Below are 19,835 nucleotides of genomic sequence, written 5' to 3'. Positions count from 1 at the left end.
GTCCTCCGCGCCCACGGGGTGGGCGGAAGAACCAGTTCAACCAATTAAAATAATTGGTATCAATAAACTTGGCACACTATTGAGTTCTCAAACAACAGATGCATCCGAAATACTCGGAAAAACAATGAATTGTTTTTCTTTTCTCTTCGCTGCAGTGTTTCTTTATTCTATTTCATCCGGACTGTTTTAGCAATTCGGGATAATTCCCGAAACCGCGTCTTTTTCCTCCGGAGGACCCCGCACAAAAGCCCCGGCTTTCCGTTCCCGGCCCGTGGGGCAGGATGGATCACCAGGATGTTTTTGGTGGGGTTTGGCCGCCCTGCTCGGTAAGTTTTTCAACTCCCGGCCGCGGCGACTTAGAAGACTTTACACAGGTTTGGACCCCGCCGCAACTCGGCTCCTGAAGGCCTCCAAACGACCCTCGGACAGGCCGGATACGTACCCTGGTTCGCTCTCCGAACAGCGCCGCAGGCCGTCACCGCAAACGCCCCATGGCTAGGTCCAGGGCACGATCGCCGCCCTACAGCCCTATAAGGGGAGCAGGCGGCTGACTCCCTTATGGGGTGCCAGAACGGACCCTCTGTAGCGCGCCAAAACGGATCCTCTATATGGGGAGCAGGAACAGACCCCCTATAAGGGAGCCTTAGCGGGCAGGATGGAACCGAACCGCCGCCCGTTAGCGACGACGAAAGGAACACCATGCCTGCGGCACCAAGAGCTCTGAGGGGAACGCCCCTCGTGCTTCCTGTCCTCCACAGTTTCCGGGTGACGCTTCGCGCCTTCACGCCCGCCGACGTCGTCCTTATACAGTCGGCCTCGCAGGACCCCCTGATTCCGCTGATCACCTCGGTCCCCTCCACACCAGGACAGGAGGAGGCGCTGGCCTTCATCAAACGGCAGCACTACCGTCTGGAAAGCGGTGCGGGCTGGTCCTTCGCCGTCGCAGATGCCGCGACCGGCGCCGCCGTCGGGCAGATTGGGCTGTGGCCCGGGCAGTCGTCGCGCCGCACCGGGAACCCCGACACGATCGGCTATTGGATCGGACCCGGACACCGAAAGCAGGGTTACGCCGGCGAGGCCCTGAAGCTGCTGACCGAGTGGGCTCTGACGGTCCGGCGGATGCCGCGGATTGAACTGTATATAGAGCCGTGGAACGAGGGCTCCTGGCGCACTGCCGAAAGTGCCGGCTACCGGATGGACAGGCTGCTGCCCTCCTGGCAGAAGATCGGAACCCAGTGGCGGGACATGTACCGCTATCTGCGGACCGTGGAACCGCCGGAAACCGGCCGCCGCAAAACCGGTCCAAAAATCGGGTAGACTGATTCGCGGCCCCTCATGTGGTGTCATCCTGTGAACTCCCCCAGGACCGGAAGGTAGCAAGGGTAAGCGGGCTCTGGCAGGTGCATGAGGGGTCTTTAATTTTTTCAGGACCAACCGGTTTTCCCCGTGCCAGGTGCCGGGATGCAAACCGTCAGTGCCAACCGATAGGGTTCTATCTGTGAGTACAGCCCTTTACCGCCGCTACCGTCCCGAGAGCTTCGCGGATGTGATCGGGCAGGAGCACGTCACGGAGCCGCTCATGGCGGCCCTCTCCAAAAACCGCGTTAACCACGCCTACCTCTTCTCCGGCCCGCGCGGCTGCGGCAAAACCACGTCCGCCCGTATCCTGGCCCGCTGCCTGAACTGCGCCGAAGGCCCGACGCCGGTCCCCTGCGGAAAGTGCGACAGCTGCGTTGAGCTGGCCCGCAACGGCTCCGGCAGCCTCGACGTGATCGAGATTGACGCCGCCAGCCACGGCGGTGTGGACGACGCCCGCGACCTGCGCGAACGCGCCACTTTCGCCCCCGTCCGGGACCGCTACAAGATTTTCATCATTGACGAAGCCCACATGGTGACCTCCGCCGGCTTCAACGCGCTGCTCAAGATCGTGGAAGAGCCGCCGGAGCACATCAAGTTCATCTTCGCCACCACGGAGCCGGACAAGGTGATCGGCACCATCCGCTCCCGCACCCACCATTACCCGTTCCGCCTGGTACCGCCGGAACCGCTGCTGGCGTACCTGGACCGGCTCTGCCAGCAGGAAAACGTTCCGGTGGCGCCCGGAGTACTGTCCCTCGTGATCCGCGCCGGCGGCGGTTCCGTCCGCGACTCGCTGTCGGTGCTGGACCAGCTGATGGCCGGAGCCGGACCCGCGGGCCTCGACTACGAGCTGGCCGTCAACCTCCTGGGCTACACGCCCATCTCGCTGCTCGACGACGTCGTCGATGCCTTTGCCGCCGGCGATTCCGCCACCGTTTTCCGCGCGGTGGACCGGGTCATCCAGACCGGACAGGATCCGCGGCGCTTCGTCGAAGATCTTCTGGAACGCTTCCGTGACCTGATCATCGTGCACGCGATGCCGGACAGTGCCGCAGCAGTGCTGCGCGGCATGCCCGAAGACCAGATCAGCCGGATGAGCACCCAGGCCACCCAGCTTGGCGGCGCCGAGCTCTCCCGCGCCGCCGACATCACGAACACGGCGCTGACGGAAATGACCGGGGCCACGTCTCCGCGGCTGCACCTGGAACTGCTCTGCGCCCGCATCCTGCTGCCCGCCTCCGACCAGACCGAGCGGGGCACCGCAGCGCGTGTGGACCGCATCGAACGGCGGCTGAGCTACGCCGGCGACAGCACCGAGGCGGTTGGCCGCGCGGCTGCCGCATCGTCACCCGTCGAGTCCATCCCGGCAGCGCGCCCGACGGCGGCGGAGACACCCGCCGTGGTGGCCGACGCGCCTCCTGCCCGGACCGAACCCGCACCCGCAGCAGCTGCAGCCCCGGCCCCGGCTCCGGCCGCAACCCCGGACAGCTCCCCGCTGGACTGGGGCGGAACCTGGGCCACCGCGCCCGAACCGCAGGCAGCGGCGAACGGCTCCGCTGCTGCGTCCAACGCTCCGGCCCCCGTTTCCGCCACGGCACGCCCCGCAGCGGACGCTCCCGCTCTGGAACGGGACCGGCAGCCCTCCCCTGCCGCTGCTTCCGCACAGCGACCGGAGCCGGCAGCTGCCTCCGCACCGGGTGCTGCTCCGAGCGGCGGACAGATCGAAATGATCCGCCGCGCCTGGCCCGAAATCATGGATGCCCTCACCGGAATCCGGCGTGCAACCTGGCTCAACGTCAGCAAGAACGCCAGCCCCAAGTCCTTTGACGGGCGGATCCTGGAGTTGGCTTTCAGCAACCAGGGCGCTGCCACCAACTTCAACCGGCCGGATCATCTGGAGAACCTCCGCAAGGCGGTCACCCAGGTGCTCGGTGTGGACTGTCAGGTCAACGTGGTGCACGACAGTTCGGCGGCAGCGGGTGAGTCGGGCCCAAAAGCAGGTAGCCGGCTAACCCCGGCGCCGGCTTCCGCACAGGTCCAGGCTCCGTCCCAGCAACAGTCCGTCCCGCAGCAGTCCGCACCCCGGCAGGCCGCCCCGTCGGCTCCGCAGCAGTCCGCACCCCGGCAGGCCGCCCCGTCGGCTCCGCAGCAGTCCGCGCCGCAGCAGTCGAATTCTCGGCCGTCGGCACAGCCGGGCAACGCTCCCGCATCCGCTGAATCGCCGGTATCGGTGTCGTCAGCACCTGCGGCATCCGCAGCCCGCACCGCTCCGGTACAGCCGGAGGCGGCAGCAGCACCAAACGTTCCTAACGGTGCCGCCGGCGGCAAGGCTCCGGCCTGGCCGAACGCCGTCATCCCGGTGCCCGCTGCGGAGGCAGCACCTGAACCTAACGTTCCTGCAGAAGCTGTCCCCGGTGCCCCTGCTGCCCCCGCCGCACACGGAGCTTCGCCCGTGGCATCGGGACCTGCGGCAGCGGCTGCCCTGAACCGGCGCCGCAGCCAAGGTTCCCAGACCGGTTCCTCCGGCACGGCACGGCACAACGGGCAAACGTCCGAAGCGCCGCAGCCCGCCGGCCGAACCCGCAAAGCTGCGGCCGGTCCGCTTCCGGAAGACTGGCAGCAGGAGCCTCCTGAGGATCCGTATGCAGGCGGACCGGAAAGCAATGCCTGGGAACAGGCTGAACCGCCCGTTGACGTGTACTCGGCCGGACACCTGTCGGATACCGAATGGGCTGCCACCAACTGGGCCGGCACGGGTTCGTCTCCCGCGCGCCGGGAAGACCGGGGCAGCCAGCCGGCCGGTGCGCCGGGGCAGGCCTCTTCCCCCCGGGATTCTTCCCCGCAGGCCTCTGCAGCGCCAGCCGCACCTCAGGTGCGGCCGCAGCAACCGGCACCGGCCCCGTCGTCGCCTACCCCGTCGTCGTCAGCACCTCCGGCGCCCGTGCCGTCGTCGTCCGCGCCCGTGCCGTCGTCGTCCGCGCCCGTGCCGTCGTCGTCCGCGCCCGCGCCGTCGTCGTCCGCTCCTGCGGCGGCCGGCAACGGCAGCCGTCCGCTGAGCCGTTACCAGAAGCTGCTGAATGAAGCAGCCCAGCGCGGCGGCCCGGCAAACGTCTCGGCCGGGCGCAGCAACGTAAACTTGGTGGAGGACATCCCCAGCGCCGACGACATCAGACTTGAGGATTCAGGACTGGTGGGCCGAAAAGCCATTGAACGGATCCTGGGCGGCCGGCTGATTGAGGAACGCAGCCTCGACGGCCGCTGACCAGTGCCGCTCCGGCACATGGCATCTGCAGGTCTCCCCACGAGTGGCCGCACAAACACAGCGCACATCTATCCAGCAGAGAAGGTCACGTGTACGAAGGTGCCGTTCAGGAACTTATTGACGAGCTCGGCAGGCTCCCGGGCATCGGCCCCAAGTCTGCCCAGCGCATTGCCTTTCACATCCTGGAAGCTGACCCGGATGACATGCGGAAGCTTGCCTCATCCATCGTCACGGTGAAGGACAAGGTTAAGTTCTGCAGCATCTGCGGCAACGTCACGGAGCAGGAAACCTGCGCCATCTGCCGCGATACCCGCCGGGATCCCACCATGATCTGCGTGGTTGAGGAGTCCAAGGACGTCATTGCCGTGGAACGCACCCGCTCCTTCCGCGGCCGCTACCATGTGCTCGGCGGCGCCATTAATCCCATTGCCGGGATTGGCCCGGACCAGCTGCGCATCCGGGAACTGCTCAGCCGGCTGTCCGACGAGCAGATCTCCGAAATCATCATCGCCACCGATCCGAACCTCGAGGGCGAGGCGACTGCCACGTACCTCTCCCGGATGCTGAAGACCCTGGGCATCAGCGTCACCCGTCTGGCGTCCGGGCTCCCGGTGGGCGGAGACCTTGAGTATGCCGACGAAATCACGCTGGGCCGGGCCTTCGAGGGCCGCCGCAGCATGTCCTAGCGCGCCGGCCCCGGTCCGCGGCTAGGCGATCCGGGTCCCCGCTGCCAGCCGGCGGACGGGTGTGACCAGCCGGCGCCGCCCGAAGGCCAGGAGCACGGCGGCGAGCGCGAGCTGCACCACCAGCCCCAGCGGCCAGATGGGGAAGGTCTCCGGAGCACTGGACCGGGCCTCACCGTTTGCGCACGGCTGGGAGTATTCCGGCCCTGCCTGTGCCAGCCGGACCGTGCTGCTGATTCCCTGCATCACCCCTGTTGGCTCATACATGGACCTCTCGGGATCCGGCTCTCCGTGCGGAATGGCATCAGCCACGATCACAAAGGGGTTGGCGGCAAGAATCCAGGCCACCCGATCCGTGTGCGCCACCGGAATGTCGACGATCGGCCCGTCGCAGGTATATCCGGGGGCGAGGTCCGGGTCGAGGGGCACCTCGGTGTAGGGCTCGTAGGTTGGGAAGTTGGTTTTCACCGTTCCCTGGACCAGGGTCAGGCTCAACCCGAAACCAATCAGTGTTCCCAGCCCCAGCAGAGCCACCAGCATGTAGGTGACCACAATGGAAAACAGCGGCCGGTTGGCCAGCGCGGACACACCGAGCCCGATGGCGCAGACTATGCCCAGCTCCACGGCCAGCATGACGACGGCGACAACGGCGGACAGCGGACGCACGCCTCCCAGTGCCAGCCCCCAGATCAGGAACGGCACGCTGGCCACCAGAAAGCCGAGGGACGCCACCCACGAGGCCAGCCACTTTCCGGCCAGGATCTGCCCCGGCCTCAGCAAAGTCACCTGCAGGATCGCCAGGGTGCCCGCGGCGCGGTCGCCGTTGACTGCGTTGGCGGACAGCGCGGGAGCCAGCAGCAGCCCGAAAAACAGGACGAAGCCGACAATCAGTTCATAGAGCACCGGCCCCGCGGGCCCCTCGGACGCGGAGGCATTCAACGCCGTCAGCATGGCGACAAGCCCGATGACGGCGAACCAGACTCCCAGGAGGATGTACCAGCCGCGGGAGCGCACCCGCTGCTTCATTTCCAGGACAAAAACTGAGCGGACGCCGGCGAGGGTGCCCAGGGCCGACGGCGCGGCAGGTGCGGTCGGTGCGGAACTTTGCGTACTCATCGGCGATCGGTATCCAAACTCATGTAAGTCTCCTCTAGCGCGCCGCCGGCAGGAGCAAAGGCGACCACCGGAACGTCGGCCCGGACCAGGGACCGCAGCAGCTCCGCCGCAGCGCCCTCCCCGGCGAGCCGGACCTGCACCGCAGGCCTGCGGTCATCACCCTGCATCCGGTGCGGAACCTGCAGCGCTTCCAGTTGGCGCATCAGGGAGCCGTCGTCGAGCGCCCGGACGGTGTACCAGCGTGCCTGCACCCCGGCGTCGGCCAGTGACTGGGTGGTGACGGTTTCCCCGCGTGCCACGAAGACCGCGCGGTCCGCCATTTCATCCAGCTCGGCGAGCACATGCGAGGAGACCACCACCGTTTTCCCCTCGCCGGCGAGCCTGCGCAGCAGCAGTCTCAGATCCACCCGCGAGCCGGGGTCCAGCCCGGAGGCGGGTTCATCCAGCAGCAGCACCTCGGGATCGTGGATCAGCGCCCGCGCCAGGCTCAGCCGCTGCTGCTGGCCGCGGGAAAAGACCCGCGCCGGCTTCAGCGCCAGGTCGCTCAGGTGCACGGTTTCCAGCAGTTCCGCGGCACGGTTCCTGGCCGCGGCCGGCGCCATGCCGTACATCGAACCCATGGTGACCAGGATTTCCGTTGCCGTCAGTGAGTCCCAGGTCCCCAGGGTGTCGGGCATCCAGCCAACACGGCTGCGCACCTGCCCGGGATCCGCTGTGGGATCAAAGCCGCAGATCCGCACCTCACCGGCGTCGGGCGCCAGCAGTGAGGCAAGCATCAGCAGCAGTGTGGTTTTCCCGGAACCGTTGGGACCGATCAGGGCCGTGACTGCCCCGGGCGGAGCCGTGAAGTCCATTCCCCGCACCGCTTCAACGGATCCGAACCGGCGGCGGACGCCCAGGGCGCTCACCCCTGCGGGCACACCACCGGCATCCCTGTGCTCGTTGTTCATCGAGGGGTTCTTCGCGGGCTCGCCGTTGACCATGGGCCCACCCTAGGAGCCGCCTGTCCCAACAGCACCGGCGGACTCGCCCAAACGTGACGTTAAGTTCATATATCCCCGGTATTTCGGCACGCCAGAGCAGCAACGATAGACTTTTGCTGATCGGCCGCAGGTTTTGCGGCCTTATCTCCCCGGATTCCCGGGGAAGAAAACCAGATGCACCGCGCCGAGGATGTCGCCGCGCAGCAACCGGAAGTGATGCAGAGAGCGTGTACGCATGAGCCTGATAGTGCAGAAATTCGGCGGGTCCTCCGTATCGGACGCCGAAGGCATCAAGCGCGTCGCCAAGCGGGTTGTGGACACCCACGCCGCCGGCAACGAGGTAGTGGTGGTGGTCTCCGCCATGGGCGATTCCACCGACGAACTTCTGGACCTCGCCGGACAGATCACCAGCGGAGGCAATGCCCGCGAGATGGACATGCTCCTGAGCGCAGGAGAACGCATCTCCATGGCGCTGCTGGCCATGGCGATCAACGAACGCGGCGGATCCGCGCAGTCCTTTACCGGCAGCCAGGCCGGCATGATTACCGACGCCATCCACGGCAAGGCCCGCATCATCGACGTCTCGCCGCACCGGATCAAAACGGCAATCGAAAAGGGTGACGTTGCCATCGTCGCCGGATTCCAGGGCATGAGCCAGGAAAGCCACGACATCACCACCCTGGGCCGCGGAGGTTCCGACACCACCGCCGTCGCGCTCGCCGCTGCACTGGGTGCCGACGTCTGCGAAATCTACACCGACGTTGACGGCATCTACACGGCCGACCCCCGCGTGGTCGGATCCGCTCAGAAGATCGACAAGATATCCAGCGAGGAAATGCTGGAAATGGCCGCCTCAGGCGCCAAAATCCTGCATCTGCGCTGCGTGGAGTATGCCCGCCGCTTCGGCGTGCCGCTGCACGTGCGGTCCTCCTTCAGCCAGCATGAGGGCACCTGGGTTCTGCCCAGCCCCGATGACAAGATCAAGATTCAAGAGGGAGAACCCTTGGAACAGCCCATCATTTCCGGCGTTGCACACGACCGTTCGGAGGCCAAGCTCACGGTGATCGGTGTACCCGACATTCCCGGCAAGGCAGCGGAGATCTTCGGGATTGTCGCCGGGGCCAACGCCAACATCGACATGATCGTGCAGAACGTCTCAACCCAGGGTTCCGGGCGCACGGACATCTCCTTCACCCTGCCGATCATTGACGGCAAGGACGCCATTGATGCCCTCAACGCCGCCAAGGAAGACGTCGGGTTCGACACGATCGATTACGACGAGCAGATTGGAAAGCTCTCGCTGATCGGCGCCGGCATGCGGTCCAACCCGGGCGTCTCGCACCGCTTCTTCGAAGCGCTGCACCACGCCGGCGTCAACATCGACATGATTTCCACGTCCGAAATCCGCATCTCGGTTGTCACCGACGCCAAGCTCCTGGACACGGCTGTTCGCGCTGTCCACGCCGCCTTCGGGCTCGACGGCGACGCCGAGGCCACCGTGTACGGCGGCACCGGGCGCTAAGGCGCTTCCTGGTTGATCCCCGGCTCCCCCCTGGGCGGCCGTCGAGCCGCCCCGTGCCGATAAAGGCTTAGGGCCGGTACAGGCCTAGGGCCGGTAACGGCTTAGGCTTCCGGGACGTTCAGCAGCGGGCGGTTGGCGAAATAGCGGTAGGTGACTCCGGGGCCCGCCGGGTCCGGAGCTGCGGGAGCCAACCTGCGGACGGCGTAATGCCGGCCGCCGGTATCGGTTTCAACAGAGATGGACGCGAGCTGCCGGTCAATCTCGTCTTCCACCGGATCATGCAGGTGGCGGACCGGTTCGGTTACCCGGTCCCGTTCAGCGTCCCCGTAAAAGACGGAGACCATGCGTGCCAGCCTGCCCAGCGGTCCTGTGCCGTGCAAAACGGGTGCGGGCCGGGGAGAGATTTCATCGCTCATGGAGAATTCCTTGTGCGGTCGAGGCCGGAGAAATTCCTGGATGAGGGCTCCGGGGGTTAATCAACCGTACGCTTTGGACCCTGCCTTACGGGCGGAATCCGGAAAGTTTTCCAGCTAGCTCCCGCTGGGCCTGCTCCCGGCGGGACTACTCCTGGCGCGGAACAATGTAGGAGCTGCCGTCAGCCCGGGTAACGGTTTGCCACTGGGCCTTTTCCTGCGCCTGCTGTTCTTTGAGCAGCTGCTGGTTTTCCTCGGTCATCGGGTGGTCCAGGGAACTGGTCTGGGCAGGGCCGAAAATCATCCGTACCTTGCCGGTGGTCCGCATGAATTTCGAGGTAAAGCTCTCTTTGTCCGCCATCTCCCGCACCTTTCCGCAGCGACTAATCCTGCTGCCATAGTACGCTAATCATTAGTGCACTAACGATCGATCGGTGAAGACCGGCAAAGAGGGAGCGGATGATGGATCAGGCTGACGAGGACCTCCTGCTGGAGCACCAGCTCTGTTTCGCCCTCTCCGTGGCTGCCCGCAGTGTGGTCGGCGCGTACAAGCCGGTGCTGGAGAACCTCGGACTAACCCACCCGCAGTACCTCGTGATGCTCGCCCTCTGGGAGCACAGTCCCCGCAGCGTCCGCAGCCTGGGCAACGCCCTGGCGATGGACCCGGCCACTCTCTCACCCATGCTGAAGCGGCTGGAAACAGCGGGGCTCCTCACCCGTAACCGGGCCCCCGGGGACGACCGCTCCCTCGCCGTCGACCTGACCGAGGAAGGCCGGGCACTGCGCCGCGACGCCGCGGAGGTTCCCGGCACCATGATGGGCAGGCTGGGCCTGACCCGCACGCAGGTGCAGGAACTCAACGACTCCATGCGCCGGCTGATTTCCGCAGCGCAGGGAGCGGGATAATGGTGCCGTGACCCCTTCCCCGTTTCCCACCGTCCTGACCGAGGACCAGTGGCTGCCGCTGAGCCTGCAGCACCGCGAGCGCGTGCAGCCCTTCGTAGACGGTTTCCTGGACCGCCGCTCAGCGGGGCGAAAGCATCCGGTGGAGGACTTCCTTTTTACCTACTACTCCCAGAAACCCGGGCAGCTGCTGCGCTGGCACCCCGGCGCCGGCGTCGTCCTGACCGGTGCCGCGGCGGCAGAGCGCACGGACTGGAAATTCTACCGGCCCCTCACCGACGCCGAACTCGCCGCCCAGGGGCTCGACGGCGGCACAACAGCGGTCACGGTGGACCTGGCGGGCTTCGGTTCGGCACGGGGCAGTGCCGTCGACTTCACCCGCACGCTGTTGTCGCGGACGGCGGCCCGGAAGCCGTCACTCGGCTGCTTCGGCATGCATGAGTGGGCCATGGCCTACAAGTCCGAAGTCAACGGCATCCGGCATGACTACCTGCAGCTGCGCCTGGGAGCGGAGGGCACGGACCGGCTGGTGGAAAAGAGCCGGATCAAATGCACCCACATTGACGCCTTCCGCTTTTACACGCCGCAGGCCGTTCCGCTGAATGAGCTCACGCCCACCCGCGAAAACCAGCCGGACCTTGAACAGCCCGGATGCCTGCATGCGAATATGGACCTGTACAAGTGGACCTACAAGCTGGTTCCCCTGCTGCCCAGTGACCTGGTGATGGACTGCTTCGAGCTGTCCTGGCGAATCCGGGTCATGGATATGCGCGCCTCCCCCTACGATCTGCAGGACTGGGGCTACACCCCCATTCCCGTGGAGACACCCGCCGGGCGGAGCGAGTATGTGGCGGCCCAACGCGGCTTCAGCGAGGAATCACAGCAGCTGCGGGCCCGCATCCTTGGCTTGCTGGAACCCCTTCAGGAGCACCTATGCAGCGCGAACCCACCGGCCGGATCAGCCGCACCGGACCGCAGACGTACAACCTGACGTTTATCCGGAACTTCACCGAACCGCCGTCGGCGCTCTGGCGCAGCTTCACCAACCCGGAGCAGGCCGGACAGTGGTTCGGGCGCTGGGAGGGAAACCCCGGACGGGGCGAGAGCATTGACCTTCAGATGCTCTATGAGGAAGGACTCCCCTGGAGTCGGCTGCAGATCGCGGAATGCGCGGCGCCCGAGCTGCTCCGACTGATGGTCGAGGACGAATACGGCAGCTGGGACCTGGAGGTCCGATTCCGGGAAAGTGCCGGCGGAACCCGGCTGGATTTCACCCACCATCTTGAGGACCCGCTGGCTGCGGAAAGCGTGGGGCCGGGCTGGGAGTACTACCTTGACCGGCTGACGGCGAGCCTCGCCGGAAGCACAGTTCCCGCATTTGATGAGTACTATCCCGGACAAAGCCCCTATTTCCTGGCCCAGGCCCGGGCAGCGGCTGACTCCGGCGGGGATTCCGGGGAAACCGGGGAAGGCGGGAAAACCGGCGAAACCGCCTAGGCATCCGACTAGGCTGGGACCACCCTAGCTGGAGGTCTCACACATGTTCCGTCCGCTTCGCAGTCTGCTGATTCCCCTTGCGACCGTCCTGGTGCTTGCCGGCTGCGGCGGTTCGCCCGGCAGCGGGACGTCCGAATCTTCCCCGGAACCTTCGAGCACAGCGACTGCGAGCACAGAACCTTCAAGCACAGCGCCATCGAGCCCGACGCCGTCCAGCCCCGCGTCCTCGGGCCCCGCCGCGGCTCCGTCGTCGCCGGCAGCCACGTCGTTGACCGTGGAGTTCCGTGCAGAAGGCGCCGATGTCACGGACACATACTCCCTGGAGTGCGACGGCGGCGCCCCGGTTGGCAGCTCCGCCGCCCCGGATCCCGTTGCCGCCTGCGCCGCCCTCGCCGCGCAGGGTGCCGAAGTTTTTGCCCCGCTGGACCCCAACCTCATGTGCACGCAAATGATCAAGGGGCCGCAGCGGGCGCACGTGAGCGGCACGCTGGACGGGGCAGCCGTGGACCGTGAGTTCTTGCTCGCCAACGGCTGCGAGATTCCCCGCTGGGAAAGCCTTACCGGACTGCTCGGCCCCGCCGAGGCCACCCTGTAGCTGATGCAGCCGGAGCAGGTGCCGGCTCGCCCGGCGCAGACTCTCCTGCTGCCGCTGGCACGGCCGCTTCTTCGCGCTTGCGCCGCACATAAACCTGCTTGCGCACCCGGGCCACCACGTCGCCGTCGGCGTCCGTTACGTCTACGGAATACCACTCGAGAACCTTGCCTCCGCCGGCAGCGAGCGTGCGGATCCGCTCCACGTCCTCCTCGGCGAGGACGAAGCGGGCGGTAACATTGCCCCTGCCCGGCTTGAGGAATTCCACCTCGGCCGCGCGGTCCCAGACCAGATGGTCCCGGCCCAGATGCTGGAGCAGGAGCATCATCCAGAACGGGTCGGTCATGGCGAACAGCGAGCCGCCAAAATGCACCCCGGCGACATTCCCGTTCCACCAGTGCTGCCGCAGCCTCACCTCCGCAGACAGGGAATCCAGATGCGTGATGCGGATGCCGGAGAAGGCGAAGGGCGGCCAGAGGTTCATGGACCGGCGCACCATGGCCGGTTTCGCAGCAAGAGGCTTCACGCCCCCACTCTAACGACCCCGCAAACGCACCCGGGCCGGGAACGTGTTTCCGGGACTTGTCTGTGCCGGAGACGCTTGCGTAGAATGAGTAAGCATACTTACTACCTGTTCTGGGCGATGGAGTTCTCCGTCCGGACCTGAACTGGAGGAACGATTATGTCAACGCAAGCAAGACCCGAAGGCGCGGCCGATCCCGCCCCGGAACCCAACGCCCCGTGGTGCACCAACTGCGGGACGGATGAATACCTGATCATCGAATCCGTGGAACCGGCAGTCGGCGAAGATGCCGCGGAGTTCCTGGAAATCAGCTACACCTGCTCGGAGTGCGATCGTTTCTACGGGCACCCGGTTCGGCACTCCCCCGTCTGGGCCCGCCGGATGAACACCACCGGAACCGACGCCGAATACCTGCACTGCGGCGAGCCCATGCAGCCGAAGGACACCACCTCGGTGTCCATCTTTGAACCCGTCTACACCGGACCGGACACCATCACCGTCCCGGAAGTACAGCTCGACACCACAGTGCTGCGGTGCCGCTGCGGCTTCCAGATGAGCGTTCCGGCCTGATCCCCTCCGGGCGGCGGCCAGCACCGCCGCCGCCCGGCGCCGCACATCCGTCTTCGGGCCGTCATCCATAGTTGGATGACGGCCCGAAGACGTTTAAGCCATGGCCCGGCGACACGAAAAGACGGCCGGGGGAAACGCCGCTAGAATGAAAGCGCAAGCTCGCGGAGCGCTGAATCAGCGTGAGACGGCAGGGTCCGCGGCCACCCATTTCTCTCACAGGAGTTGCCCGGATGCCCCGGATCGTTGTTGACGTCATGCCCAAACCTGAAATCCTCGATCCGCAGGGCAAGGCCATCGCCGGTGCCCTTCCGCGGCTGGGCCTGACCGGGTTCACCGGGGTCCGGCAGGGCAAGCGGTTCGAGCTGACCGTTGACGGAGACGTCACTGAAGAAATCCTCGAACAGGCCCGCACAGCAGCAGCCACCCTGCTGTCCAATCCCGTCATCGAGGACGTCACCCGCGTTGAAGTAATCTCGGAGGCCTGATTTTGAGCACTCCCCTGATCGGCGATTTCGCCGCTGCGCCCGCCAACGACGCGTTGCGGGCCGTCCGGATCGGCATCATCACCTTTCCCGGCACCCTTGACGACCGCGACGCCGCCCGTGCGGTCACCCTCGCCGGCGGCACCGCCGTCGGCCTCTGGCACAACGAAGCCAACCTGCAGTCCGTGGACGCCGTCATCATTCCCGGCGGCTTTTCCTACGGCGACTATCTGCGTGCCGGAGCCATTGCCCGCTTCGCCCCGCTGATGGACAAAGTGGTGGACGCTTCAAAGGCCGGCATGCCCGTGCTGGGCATCTGCAACGGTTTCCAGATCCTCACCGAGGCTCACCTGCTGCCCGGTTCCATGATCAAGAACAACCACCTGAAGTTCTCCTGCGCGGACCAGCTGCTGCGCGTGGAAAACAACACCACGGCCTGGACCTCTGCCTACGCCAAGGATTCCGGCATGGTCATTCCGCTGAAGAACCAGGACGGCCAGTACGTCGCCGACGAAAAAACCCTGGATGAGCTCGAGGGCGAAGGCCGCGTGGTGTTCCGCTACGACGGCGCCAACCCGAACGGCTCACGCCGAAACATTGCCGGCATTTCCAACGCCGCCGGGAACGTCGTCGGCCTCATGCCGCACCCCGAACATGCCGTCGAGGCCGGTTTCGGGCCGGATTCCTCGGCCTACGGCGAGGTCGGGCTGGGCTACGGCACCGACGGCCTGGGCATGTTCACCTCAGTACTCACCTCGCTCGTTGCCGGAGGCAAATAAATGACCGTTTCCGCAGCCTCCACCGAGGCGAAGAAGTTCCGCATCGACACGGTTGAACACGCCGCCGCGACCCCCGACACCGAGCTTCCCTGGGCCGAACTGGGCCTGAAGGAAGACGAGTTCAACCGCGTTGTCGAAATCCTGGGCCGGCGCCCCACCGCGGCGGAACTCGCCATGTACTCGGTCATGTGGTCCGAGCACTGCTCCTACAAGTCCTCCAAGGTGCACCTGTCCCAGTTCGGTGAAAAAGTCACCGACAAGATGAAGGAACACCTGCTGGTCGGCATCGGCGAGAACGCCGGCGTCGTCGACATCGGCGAGGGCTGGGCCGTGACCTTCAAGGTTGAATCCCACAACCACCCCTCCTTCGTGGAGCCCTACCAGGGTGCCGCGACCGGCGTCGGCGGCATTGTCCGCGACATCATCTCCATGGGTGCCCGTCCGGTGGCCGTGATGGATCCGCTGCGCTTCGGTGCGATCGACCATCCCGACACCGCCCGGCTGGTGCACGGGATAGTCTCCGGCATCGGCGGCTACGGCAACTCGCTCGGCCTGCCCAACATCGGCGGCGAGCTGGTCTTCGACTCCGTGTACCAGGGCAACCCGCTGGTCAACGCCCTGGCCGTGGGCGTCATGCGCCACGAGGACATCCGCCTGGCCAACGCCTCCGGCACCGGCAACAAGGTGGTTCTCTTCGGTGCGCGCACCGGCGGTGACGGCATCGGCGGCGCCTCCGTGCTCGCGTCGGAGTCCTTCGACTCCACCAAGCCCTCCAAGCGCCCCGCCGTGCAGGTGGGTGACCCGTTCGCCGAGAAGGTGCTCATCGAGTGCTGCCTGGAACTGTTCAAGGCCTCCGTGGTGGAGGGCATCCAGGACCTGGGCGCGGCCGGCATTTCCTGCGCGACGTCGGAGCTTGCCTCCAACGGCGACGGCGGCATGCACGTGGAGCTGACCAAGGTGCTGCTGCGCGATCCCACTCTGACCCCGGGCGAAATCCTGATGTCCGAGTCGCAGGAACGCATGATGGCCGTAGTGACGCCGGAGAACGTCGAGGCGTTTGAAGCGATCATGGCCAAGTGGAACGTGGAGTACTCCTGGCTCGGCGAGGTCACCGGCACCGGCCGGCTGGTCATCGACTGGGCCGGCGAGACCATTGTCGACGTCGACCCCAAGACGGTTGCGCACGAAGGACCGGTCTACCACCGCCCGTTCCACCGCCCCGAGTGGCAGGACAAGCTGCAGGCGGATTCCTTCGCCGGGGCCCGTCCGTTCGGCAGCGAAGCGGTCAAGAAGGCCATGCTGGAACTGATGGCCTCGCCGAACCTGTGTGACAAGTCCTGGGTCACCAACCAGTTTGACCGCTATGTGCAGGGCAACACCGCGCTGGCCATGCCCGACGACGCCGGCGTGATCCGCGTGGATGAAACCACCGGGCTGGGCGTGGCCATCTCCACAGATGCCAACGGCCGCTACACCTACCTGGATCCGTATGAGGGCGCCCGCCTGGCCCTGGCCGAGTCCTACCGCAACGTCGCCACGTCGGGCGCAACACCGCTGGCCGTCTCCGACTGCCTGAACTTCGGCTCCCCCGAAGACCCCGAGGTCATGTGGCAGTTCGCCGAAGCCGTCCGCGGTTTGGCCGACGGCTGCCAGGAGCTGGGCATCCCGGTCACCGGCGGCAACGTCTCGCTGTACAACCAGACCGGCGGCGTCGCCATCCACCCGACCCCCGTGGTCGGCGTGCTGGGAGTGTTCGACGACGTCGCGCGCCGCACGCCGTCGGGCTGGCGTGAAGACGGCCAGGCCATTTACCTGATGGGCGTCACCAAGGACGAACTGGACGGCTCGGAATTCGCGAACCTTCGCGGGCACCTGGGCGGCCGGCCGCCGGCGGTGGACCTGAAAAGGGAGAAGCTGCTCGGCGAACTGCTGGTCAACGCCTCCCGCGACGGCATGATCGACGCCGCACATGACCTGTCCGAGGGCGGCCTGGCCGCTGCCCTGTCCGAAATGGCGCTCCGCTTCGGCGTCGGCGCCCGGATCGGGCTGGATGAAGTCTGCGAGCGTGACGGCGTGGACCTGTTCACCATGCTGTTCTCCGAGTCGCAGTCCCGGGCCGTGGTGTCCGTGGCCCGCAGCGAAGAGGTCCGTTTCAAGGACATGTGCGGTGCCCGCGGCTACGCCCACATGCGGATCGGCGTGGTGGACACCGAGATCGGCGCCCTGGATTTCCAGGGCCACTTCTCGCTGCCGCTGTCCGAGCTGAAGGAAGCCCACGAGGGGACCCTGCCGAAGCACTTCGGCTAGCCACCTCCCATCCCGCGAGATGGCAGAAGGTGCGCTTCTCAGCTCTGAGAGACGCACTTTCTGCCATCTCGGCGGTACGGGGAATCGAGGCGCCAGCCGGCAGCAATCAACGCCGACCGGACCTTGCTCACGGCCGCACCGCCGTCGTCGGCCATGTGCCGGCGCGAGATTCTAACCTCAGTCCAGCCCAGGGTCCGAGTCCGTTCCTCACGGCTGATGTCCCGCTCCACCTGACCGGGTTCGGAGTGTCCCGCACCCTCATATTCCACGGCCACCCGGTAATCGGGGTAGGAAAGGTCCGGCCGATGGTGCGGATTGCCGAAGGCATCGAGAATCGGTGTATTCACCAGCGGTTCCGGCAGCCCGGCGTCCGCCAACGCCAGCCGAAGCAGCGTTTCCGGCGGCGAATCCGCTCCGATCCGGCTCAGCTCCAACGCAAGCCTGGCCTTACGGATCCCCCGTTTGCCGCTGTGCCGGTCGATAACCGCCTGCAGAGACTCCTTGGTGGCATACGGCGTCGTTCTGTTTTCATACTCGGGGCGGGGAATGCGGATCAGGTAGTCGGTTATGACCGTCAGATCCGCGACGGTTAGCCGCTGGGCCAGATCAAGCCAGGTCCGCTCCCTCGCGGTCAGCGACAGGCCATCCACGACACAGATCTCCCCCGCGAACATTTGTCCGGTATGGCCGCTGACCCCACCACGCCGTTGCGGAGACATACCGGTCAGCCGCGTGATGTGCAGCTTGCCGTCGTCTGCGAAGGACAGCATCGGAAATTCCCACACTTCGGCCGCGGAGTCATGGGAGGCAACGGAATAGGGGGTCACCTGTGTGTAAGCCCGGTAGCGGCGGTGCGGGGGCATGCTCTGCAGATCCGCAAGGTCCCGGGAATCCACCCACCGGATGGACCTGCTCAGGCGAATAATCCGGGCGTGCCGCAGCCGGCCGCGGGAAACGCCGGACGCGTCTGCCTCGCTGACGGTGAAAGGGTCGGTGGAGAACCCAGAGGGCAATGGCTCGGGAATACGCATGCCAGAAGAATGGCCCTTTCGCATTTCCTCTGCAGCCGCTATCCACACCCTCCGCCGAACTGGCAGAAAGTGCACGTTTCAGAGCTGGGAAGCGCAGTTTCTGCCAGTTCGCGGGGGAGGGGCGGACGCGACGGGACGGGACGGGACGCGAAAAGATGTTGCTCACCAAATAGCGGCAAAATGAAATCGGGCAGGCACAATTACTCAGTGACCTTGACCCCTGACGACACAGCATCGGCCGCGGAACGCCCCACGCCGGCCACCGGCCTTCCCGCCGGACTCTCCACCGACCGGCTGCGGCTGTCTCCCATCACCACCGCCGAGCTGGACGCCCTGATCATCCAGTCCCGGCTGCCGGACTGGGCCCCGGACTTCCCGCAGCCCACAGACCACGACGCCGCCCGGCAGTTTTTCGAGGCGGGCCTGAACACCGTGGAAGACGCCCTGAGCACCCGGCTCATCCGGGAAAACGCAACCGGCCAAGTAGTGGGCACCATCGGATTCCTGCTGCTGCCCGAAGACGGAGACGTTGAGGTCAGCTACAGCGTGGTGCCGTCCCGGCGCGGGCAGGGCTACGCCACTGAGGCCCTTACCGCACTGGCCCGGCATGCCCTGGACCAGGCTGCGGTGTCACGGGTCATTGCGTACACGGAGCCGGAAAACGCCGCGTCCCAGGCGCTGCTGCTCACGGCCGGATTCCTCCCGGTGGAAACTCCGGGCCTGGGCCTTGGCTTCATCCTTCAGGCAGCTCAGCTTCCCGAAGCCAACGAGTAGGCTGCCGCGAGATAGCGCCGGGTGATGAACTGCTGCACGGCGCGGTTGGCGAAATCTCCGGCGGCAATCAGCCGGTTGGCCGGCCGGCTGTAGGCCGCCAGCCGAAAGATGAGCTGGCCGTCCCCGTCCAGTTCGGCATAAAAGCCTTCTTCGCCCTGCTCCGGGTGCCCCTTCAGCGTCCCGTAGCCAAAACCGGCACGCTGGCCCGGAACGGGAGCCCCGGCGTCGTCGACTGCGGGTTCTTCGGCCCACAAAACCCGGCACGGCGCGAAGTAGCGCAGCGGCCCCAGCCCAACGCCGGAAGACATCTCCACGCCGGGAGCCGCGCGGGGTGTGGAGGCAGCGACGCGCAGCCCGGACAGCCGGTGCAGATCCCAGTCCAGGATGCCGTTGGCCAGCCTCAGGAATCCCGCCGCCGGATCCGGAACGCTCAGCTTCTCCCGGCGCAGCACCAGCCGGTACCCCTCGGGCCAGCGGTGCGTCAGCGGCTGCGGATAGGGCCGGCGGGTGTAGCCGGAGTCCGGGTAGGTCAGGGACCGGCTCATCCGCCGGCCAGTCCTTTCCACATCAGCGACTCCCGGTCCCGCCGCGGCAGCGAGGCCACCACCAGATCATAGGAATCCTCGACGAGGTCCTGCACCAGGTCCGGAGCGAATCCGTCGTCGAGGCGCACAGAGTTCCAGTGCTTCTTGTTCATGTGCCACGCCCCGTTGATCTGGGGATGGGCGGCGCGCAGCTGGACAGCCAGCTCCGGTTCACACTTGAGGCTGATGGTCAGCGGCGAGCCGTCCAGCCAGCACAGGGCAAACATTTTCGCTTTGCCGCCCGATGCCTGGACCTTGAACACGGAGGCATCGGGCCCGAACGGAAAGTCCTCATAGGTGCCCGGGAACTGCAGGCACACCCGCCTTACCGCTGCCGCATCCATCCTCCGAGCCTAGTCCGACGCCGCGCGGCGGCGCCACAGGTGACAGGATGGAAGGAACCCACAACCCTAACCGGCGCATGCCATGGCGTGCGCCTCACTCGCTCATTCACT

At 66.2% G+C, this 19,835-nt stretch carries 22 protein-coding genes and 1 other RNA gene; 15 read left to right on the top strand and 8 right to left on the bottom strand.

All coding sequences use genetic code 11. The features are described 5' to 3' along the window. The 5 genes from WKB88_RS11765 to recR all read left to right on the top strand — a co-directional run. Positions 1 to 190, top strand: a 190-nt coding sequence (locus WKB88_RS11765; RefSeq protein ID WP_341394733.1) for a hypothetical protein, incomplete at its 5' end; no start/stop codon positions are given. Between the two features lie 575 nt (positions 191 to 765). Further along, positions 766 to 1,317 (top strand): GNAT family N-acetyltransferase, encoded by a 552-nt coding sequence (locus tag WKB88_RS11760; RefSeq protein WP_341394732.1) that lies wholly within the window; start codon positions 766 to 768, stop codon positions 1,315 to 1,317. Between the two features lie 7 nt (positions 1,318 to 1,324). Beyond that, an RNA gene (ffs, locus tag WKB88_RS11755) (signal recognition particle sRNA small type) lies at positions 1,325 to 1,420 on the top strand. Between the two features lie 78 nt (positions 1,421 to 1,498). Continuing rightward, complete coding sequence (locus tag WKB88_RS11750; protein WP_341394731.1) at positions 1,499 to 4,621, top strand: DNA polymerase III subunit gamma and tau; 3,123 nt, start codon at positions 1,499 to 1,501, stop codon at positions 4,619 to 4,621. Positions 4,622 to 4,710: 89 nt separating this feature from the next. Next, complete coding sequence (gene recR / locus WKB88_RS11745) at positions 4,711 to 5,307, top strand: recombination mediator RecR (RefSeq protein WP_268910227.1); 597 nt, start codon at positions 4,711 to 4,713, stop codon at positions 5,305 to 5,307. Positions 5,308 to 5,328: 21 nt separating this feature from the next. On the opposite strand, the gene WKB88_RS11740 is transcribed toward recR, so the two are convergent. Together WKB88_RS11740 and WKB88_RS11735 are read right to left on the bottom strand one after the other, a co-directional pair. Continuing rightward, positions 5,329 to 6,420, bottom strand: a complete 1,092-nt coding sequence (locus tag WKB88_RS11740; protein ID WP_341394730.1) for an ABC transporter permease — start codon at positions 6,418 to 6,420, stop codon at positions 5,329 to 5,331. After that, the gene (locus WKB88_RS11735) at positions 6,417 to 7,403 is read right to left on the bottom strand and encodes an ABC transporter ATP-binding protein (RefSeq protein ID WP_341394729.1); all 987 of its coding nucleotides are present in this window, start codon (positions 7,401 to 7,403) and stop codon (positions 6,417 to 6,419) included. The genes WKB88_RS11740 and WKB88_RS11735 overlap by 4 nt, the downstream gene beginning before the upstream one ends. Positions 7,404 to 7,638: 235 nt before the next feature. Here WKB88_RS11735 and WKB88_RS11730 point away from each other — a divergent pair, with 235 nt between their 5' ends. Further along, positions 7,639 to 8,925, top strand: coding sequence for an aspartate kinase (locus WKB88_RS11730; RefSeq protein WP_341394728.1), 1,287 nt, complete (start codon positions 7,639 to 7,641; stop codon positions 8,923 to 8,925). A gap of 101 nt (positions 8,926 to 9,026) precedes the next feature. On the opposite strand, the gene WKB88_RS11725 is transcribed toward WKB88_RS11730, so the two are convergent. Both WKB88_RS11725 and WKB88_RS11720 read right to left on the bottom strand, forming a co-directional pair. Then, a complete protein-coding gene (locus WKB88_RS11725; RefSeq protein ID WP_341394727.1) occupies positions 9,027 to 9,341 on the bottom strand; it encodes a hypothetical protein in 315 nt (104 codons plus the stop codon). 145 nt (positions 9,342 to 9,486) lie between these two features. Beyond that, positions 9,487 to 9,699, bottom strand: a complete 213-nt coding sequence (locus tag WKB88_RS11720) for a hypothetical protein (RefSeq protein ID WP_341394726.1) — start codon at positions 9,697 to 9,699, stop codon at positions 9,487 to 9,489. 101 nt (positions 9,700 to 9,800) lie between these two features. Here WKB88_RS11720 and WKB88_RS11715 point away from each other — a divergent pair, with 101 nt between their 5' ends. From WKB88_RS11715 to WKB88_RS11700, 4 genes are read left to right on the top strand one after another with little or no spacing between them, the layout of a single operon-like run. Further along, positions 9,801 to 10,244 carry a MarR family winged helix-turn-helix transcriptional regulator gene (locus tag WKB88_RS11715; protein WP_341394725.1) on the top strand — a complete coding sequence of 148 codons (444 nt, stop codon included), beginning with the start codon at positions 9,801 to 9,803 and terminating at the stop codon, positions 10,242 to 10,244. A gap of 7 nt (positions 10,245 to 10,251) precedes the next feature. Beyond that, a complete protein-coding gene (locus tag WKB88_RS11710) occupies positions 10,252 to 11,232 on the top strand; it encodes a 3-methyladenine DNA glycosylase (RefSeq protein ID WP_341394724.1) in 981 nt (326 codons plus the stop codon). After that, positions 11,175 to 11,738 (top strand): SRPBCC domain-containing protein, encoded by a 564-nt coding sequence (locus tag WKB88_RS11705; RefSeq protein ID WP_341394723.1) that lies wholly within the window; start codon positions 11,175 to 11,177, stop codon positions 11,736 to 11,738. The genes WKB88_RS11710 and WKB88_RS11705 overlap by 58 nt, the downstream gene beginning before the upstream one ends. A 43-nt stretch (positions 11,739 to 11,781) precedes the next feature. Then, positions 11,782 to 12,333: a serine protease inhibitor gene (locus WKB88_RS11700; protein WP_341394722.1), complete on the top strand. Its 552-nt coding sequence runs from the start codon at positions 11,782 to 11,784 to the stop codon at positions 12,331 to 12,333. Here WKB88_RS11700 and WKB88_RS11695 read toward each other — a convergent pair. Then, the gene (locus WKB88_RS11695) at positions 12,296 to 12,856 is read right to left on the bottom strand and encodes a DUF4442 domain-containing protein (protein WP_341394721.1); all 561 of its coding nucleotides are present in this window, start codon (positions 12,854 to 12,856) and stop codon (positions 12,296 to 12,298) included. The two genes, WKB88_RS11700 and WKB88_RS11695, sit on opposite strands and share 38 nt — an antisense overlap. A gap of 156 nt (positions 12,857 to 13,012) precedes the next feature. Here WKB88_RS11695 and WKB88_RS11690 point away from each other — a divergent pair, with 156 nt between their 5' ends. The 4 genes from WKB88_RS11690 (at position 13,013) to purL (ending at position 16,991) form a co-directional block, all read left to right on the top strand. Continuing rightward, entirely contained in the window at positions 13,013 to 13,423 is a 411-nt protein-coding gene (locus tag WKB88_RS11690) for a hypothetical protein (RefSeq protein ID WP_341394720.1), read from the top strand. Positions 13,424 to 13,653: 230 nt separating this feature from the next. After that, positions 13,654 to 13,908 carry a phosphoribosylformylglycinamidine synthase subunit PurS gene (purS, locus tag WKB88_RS11685; protein ID WP_341394719.1) on the top strand — a complete coding sequence of 85 codons (255 nt, stop codon included), beginning with the start codon at positions 13,654 to 13,656 and terminating at the stop codon, positions 13,906 to 13,908. After that, entirely contained in the window at positions 13,908 to 14,684 is a 777-nt protein-coding gene (gene purQ / locus WKB88_RS11680) for a phosphoribosylformylglycinamidine synthase subunit PurQ (protein ID WP_445818913.1), read from the top strand. The genes purS and purQ overlap by 1 nt, the downstream gene beginning before the upstream one ends. Next, positions 14,685 to 16,991 (top strand): phosphoribosylformylglycinamidine synthase subunit PurL, encoded by a 2,307-nt coding sequence (gene purL, locus WKB88_RS11675; RefSeq protein ID WP_341394718.1) that lies wholly within the window; start codon positions 14,685 to 14,687, stop codon positions 16,989 to 16,991. Between the two features lie 38 nt (positions 16,992 to 17,029). Here the strand turns inward: purL and WKB88_RS11670 are convergent, their stop codons facing one another. After that, positions 17,030 to 18,022 (bottom strand): endonuclease domain-containing protein, encoded by a 993-nt coding sequence (locus WKB88_RS11670; RefSeq protein ID WP_341394717.1) that lies wholly within the window; start codon positions 18,020 to 18,022, stop codon positions 17,030 to 17,032. 207 nt (positions 18,023 to 18,229) lie between these two features. Between WKB88_RS11670 and WKB88_RS11665 the strand changes: the two genes are divergently transcribed. Further along, positions 18,230 to 18,796, top strand: a complete 567-nt coding sequence (locus WKB88_RS11665) for a GNAT family N-acetyltransferase (protein ID WP_341394716.1) — start codon at positions 18,230 to 18,232, stop codon at positions 18,794 to 18,796. Here the strand turns inward: WKB88_RS11665 and WKB88_RS11660 are convergent. Further along, positions 18,772 to 19,341, bottom strand: coding sequence for a DUF1990 family protein (locus WKB88_RS11660; RefSeq protein WP_341394715.1), 570 nt, complete (start codon positions 19,339 to 19,341; stop codon positions 18,772 to 18,774). The two genes, WKB88_RS11665 and WKB88_RS11660, sit on opposite strands and share 25 nt — an antisense overlap. After that, complete coding sequence (locus WKB88_RS11655; RefSeq protein WP_341394714.1) at positions 19,338 to 19,724, bottom strand: MmcQ/YjbR family DNA-binding protein; 387 nt, start codon at positions 19,722 to 19,724, stop codon at positions 19,338 to 19,340. The genes WKB88_RS11660 and WKB88_RS11655 overlap by 4 nt, the downstream gene beginning before the upstream one ends. Positions 19,725 to 19,835: the final 111 nt, after the last annotated feature.

The organism is Arthrobacter sp. G119Y2 (assembly GCF_038069765.1).
Lineage (GTDB): Bacteria > Actinomycetota > Actinomycetes > Actinomycetales > Micrococcaceae > Arthrobacter_B.
Note: the sequence above shows the minus strand (reverse complement) of the source record. Positions and strands in the feature narration are given on the sequence as shown.

Excerpts from the sequence above, each read along its gene's own strand:
- WKB88_RS11730 (WP_341394728.1), top strand. The coding sequence starts at position 7,639 with ATGAGCCTGATAGTGCAGAAATTCGGCGGGTCCTCCGTATCGGACGCC.
- WKB88_RS11655 (WP_341394714.1), bottom strand. The coding sequence starts at position 19,724 with ATGGATGCGGCAGCGGTAAGGCGGGTGTGCCTGCAGTTCCCGGGCACC.
- WKB88_RS11670 (WP_341394717.1), bottom strand. The coding sequence starts at position 18,022 with ATGCGTATTCCCGAGCCATTGCCCTCTGGGTTCTCCACCGACCCTTTC.
- WKB88_RS11660 (WP_341394715.1), bottom strand. The coding sequence starts at position 19,341 with ATGAGCCGGTCCCTGACCTACCCGGACTCCGGCTACACCCGCCGGCCC.
- WKB88_RS11690 (WP_341394720.1), top strand. The coding sequence starts at position 13,013 with ATGTCAACGCAAGCAAGACCCGAAGGCGCGGCCGATCCCGCCCCGGAA.
- WKB88_RS11740 (WP_341394730.1), bottom strand. The coding sequence starts at position 6,420 with ATGAGTACGCAAAGTTCCGCACCGACCGCACCTGCCGCGCCGTCGGCC.
- WKB88_RS11720 (WP_341394726.1), bottom strand. The coding sequence starts at position 9,699 with ATGGCGGACAAAGAGAGCTTTACCTCGAAATTCATGCGGACCACCGGC.
- purL (WP_341394718.1), top strand. The coding sequence starts at position 14,685 with ATGACCGTTTCCGCAGCCTCCACCGAGGCGAAGAAGTTCCGCATCGAC.
- WKB88_RS11705 (WP_341394723.1), top strand. The coding sequence starts at position 11,175 with ATGCAGCGCGAACCCACCGGCCGGATCAGCCGCACCGGACCGCAGACG.
- WKB88_RS11715 (WP_341394725.1), top strand. The coding sequence starts at position 9,801 with ATGGATCAGGCTGACGAGGACCTCCTGCTGGAGCACCAGCTCTGTTTC.
- WKB88_RS11700 (WP_341394722.1), top strand. The coding sequence starts at position 11,782 with ATGTTCCGTCCGCTTCGCAGTCTGCTGATTCCCCTTGCGACCGTCCTG.
- WKB88_RS11735 (WP_341394729.1), bottom strand. The coding sequence starts at position 7,403 with ATGGTCAACGGCGAGCCCGCGAAGAACCCCTCGATGAACAACGAGCAC.
- purS (WP_341394719.1), top strand. The coding sequence starts at position 13,654 with ATGCCCCGGATCGTTGTTGACGTCATGCCCAAACCTGAAATCCTCGAT.
- WKB88_RS11725 (WP_341394727.1), bottom strand. The coding sequence starts at position 9,341 with ATGAGCGATGAAATCTCTCCCCGGCCCGCACCCGTTTTGCACGGCACA.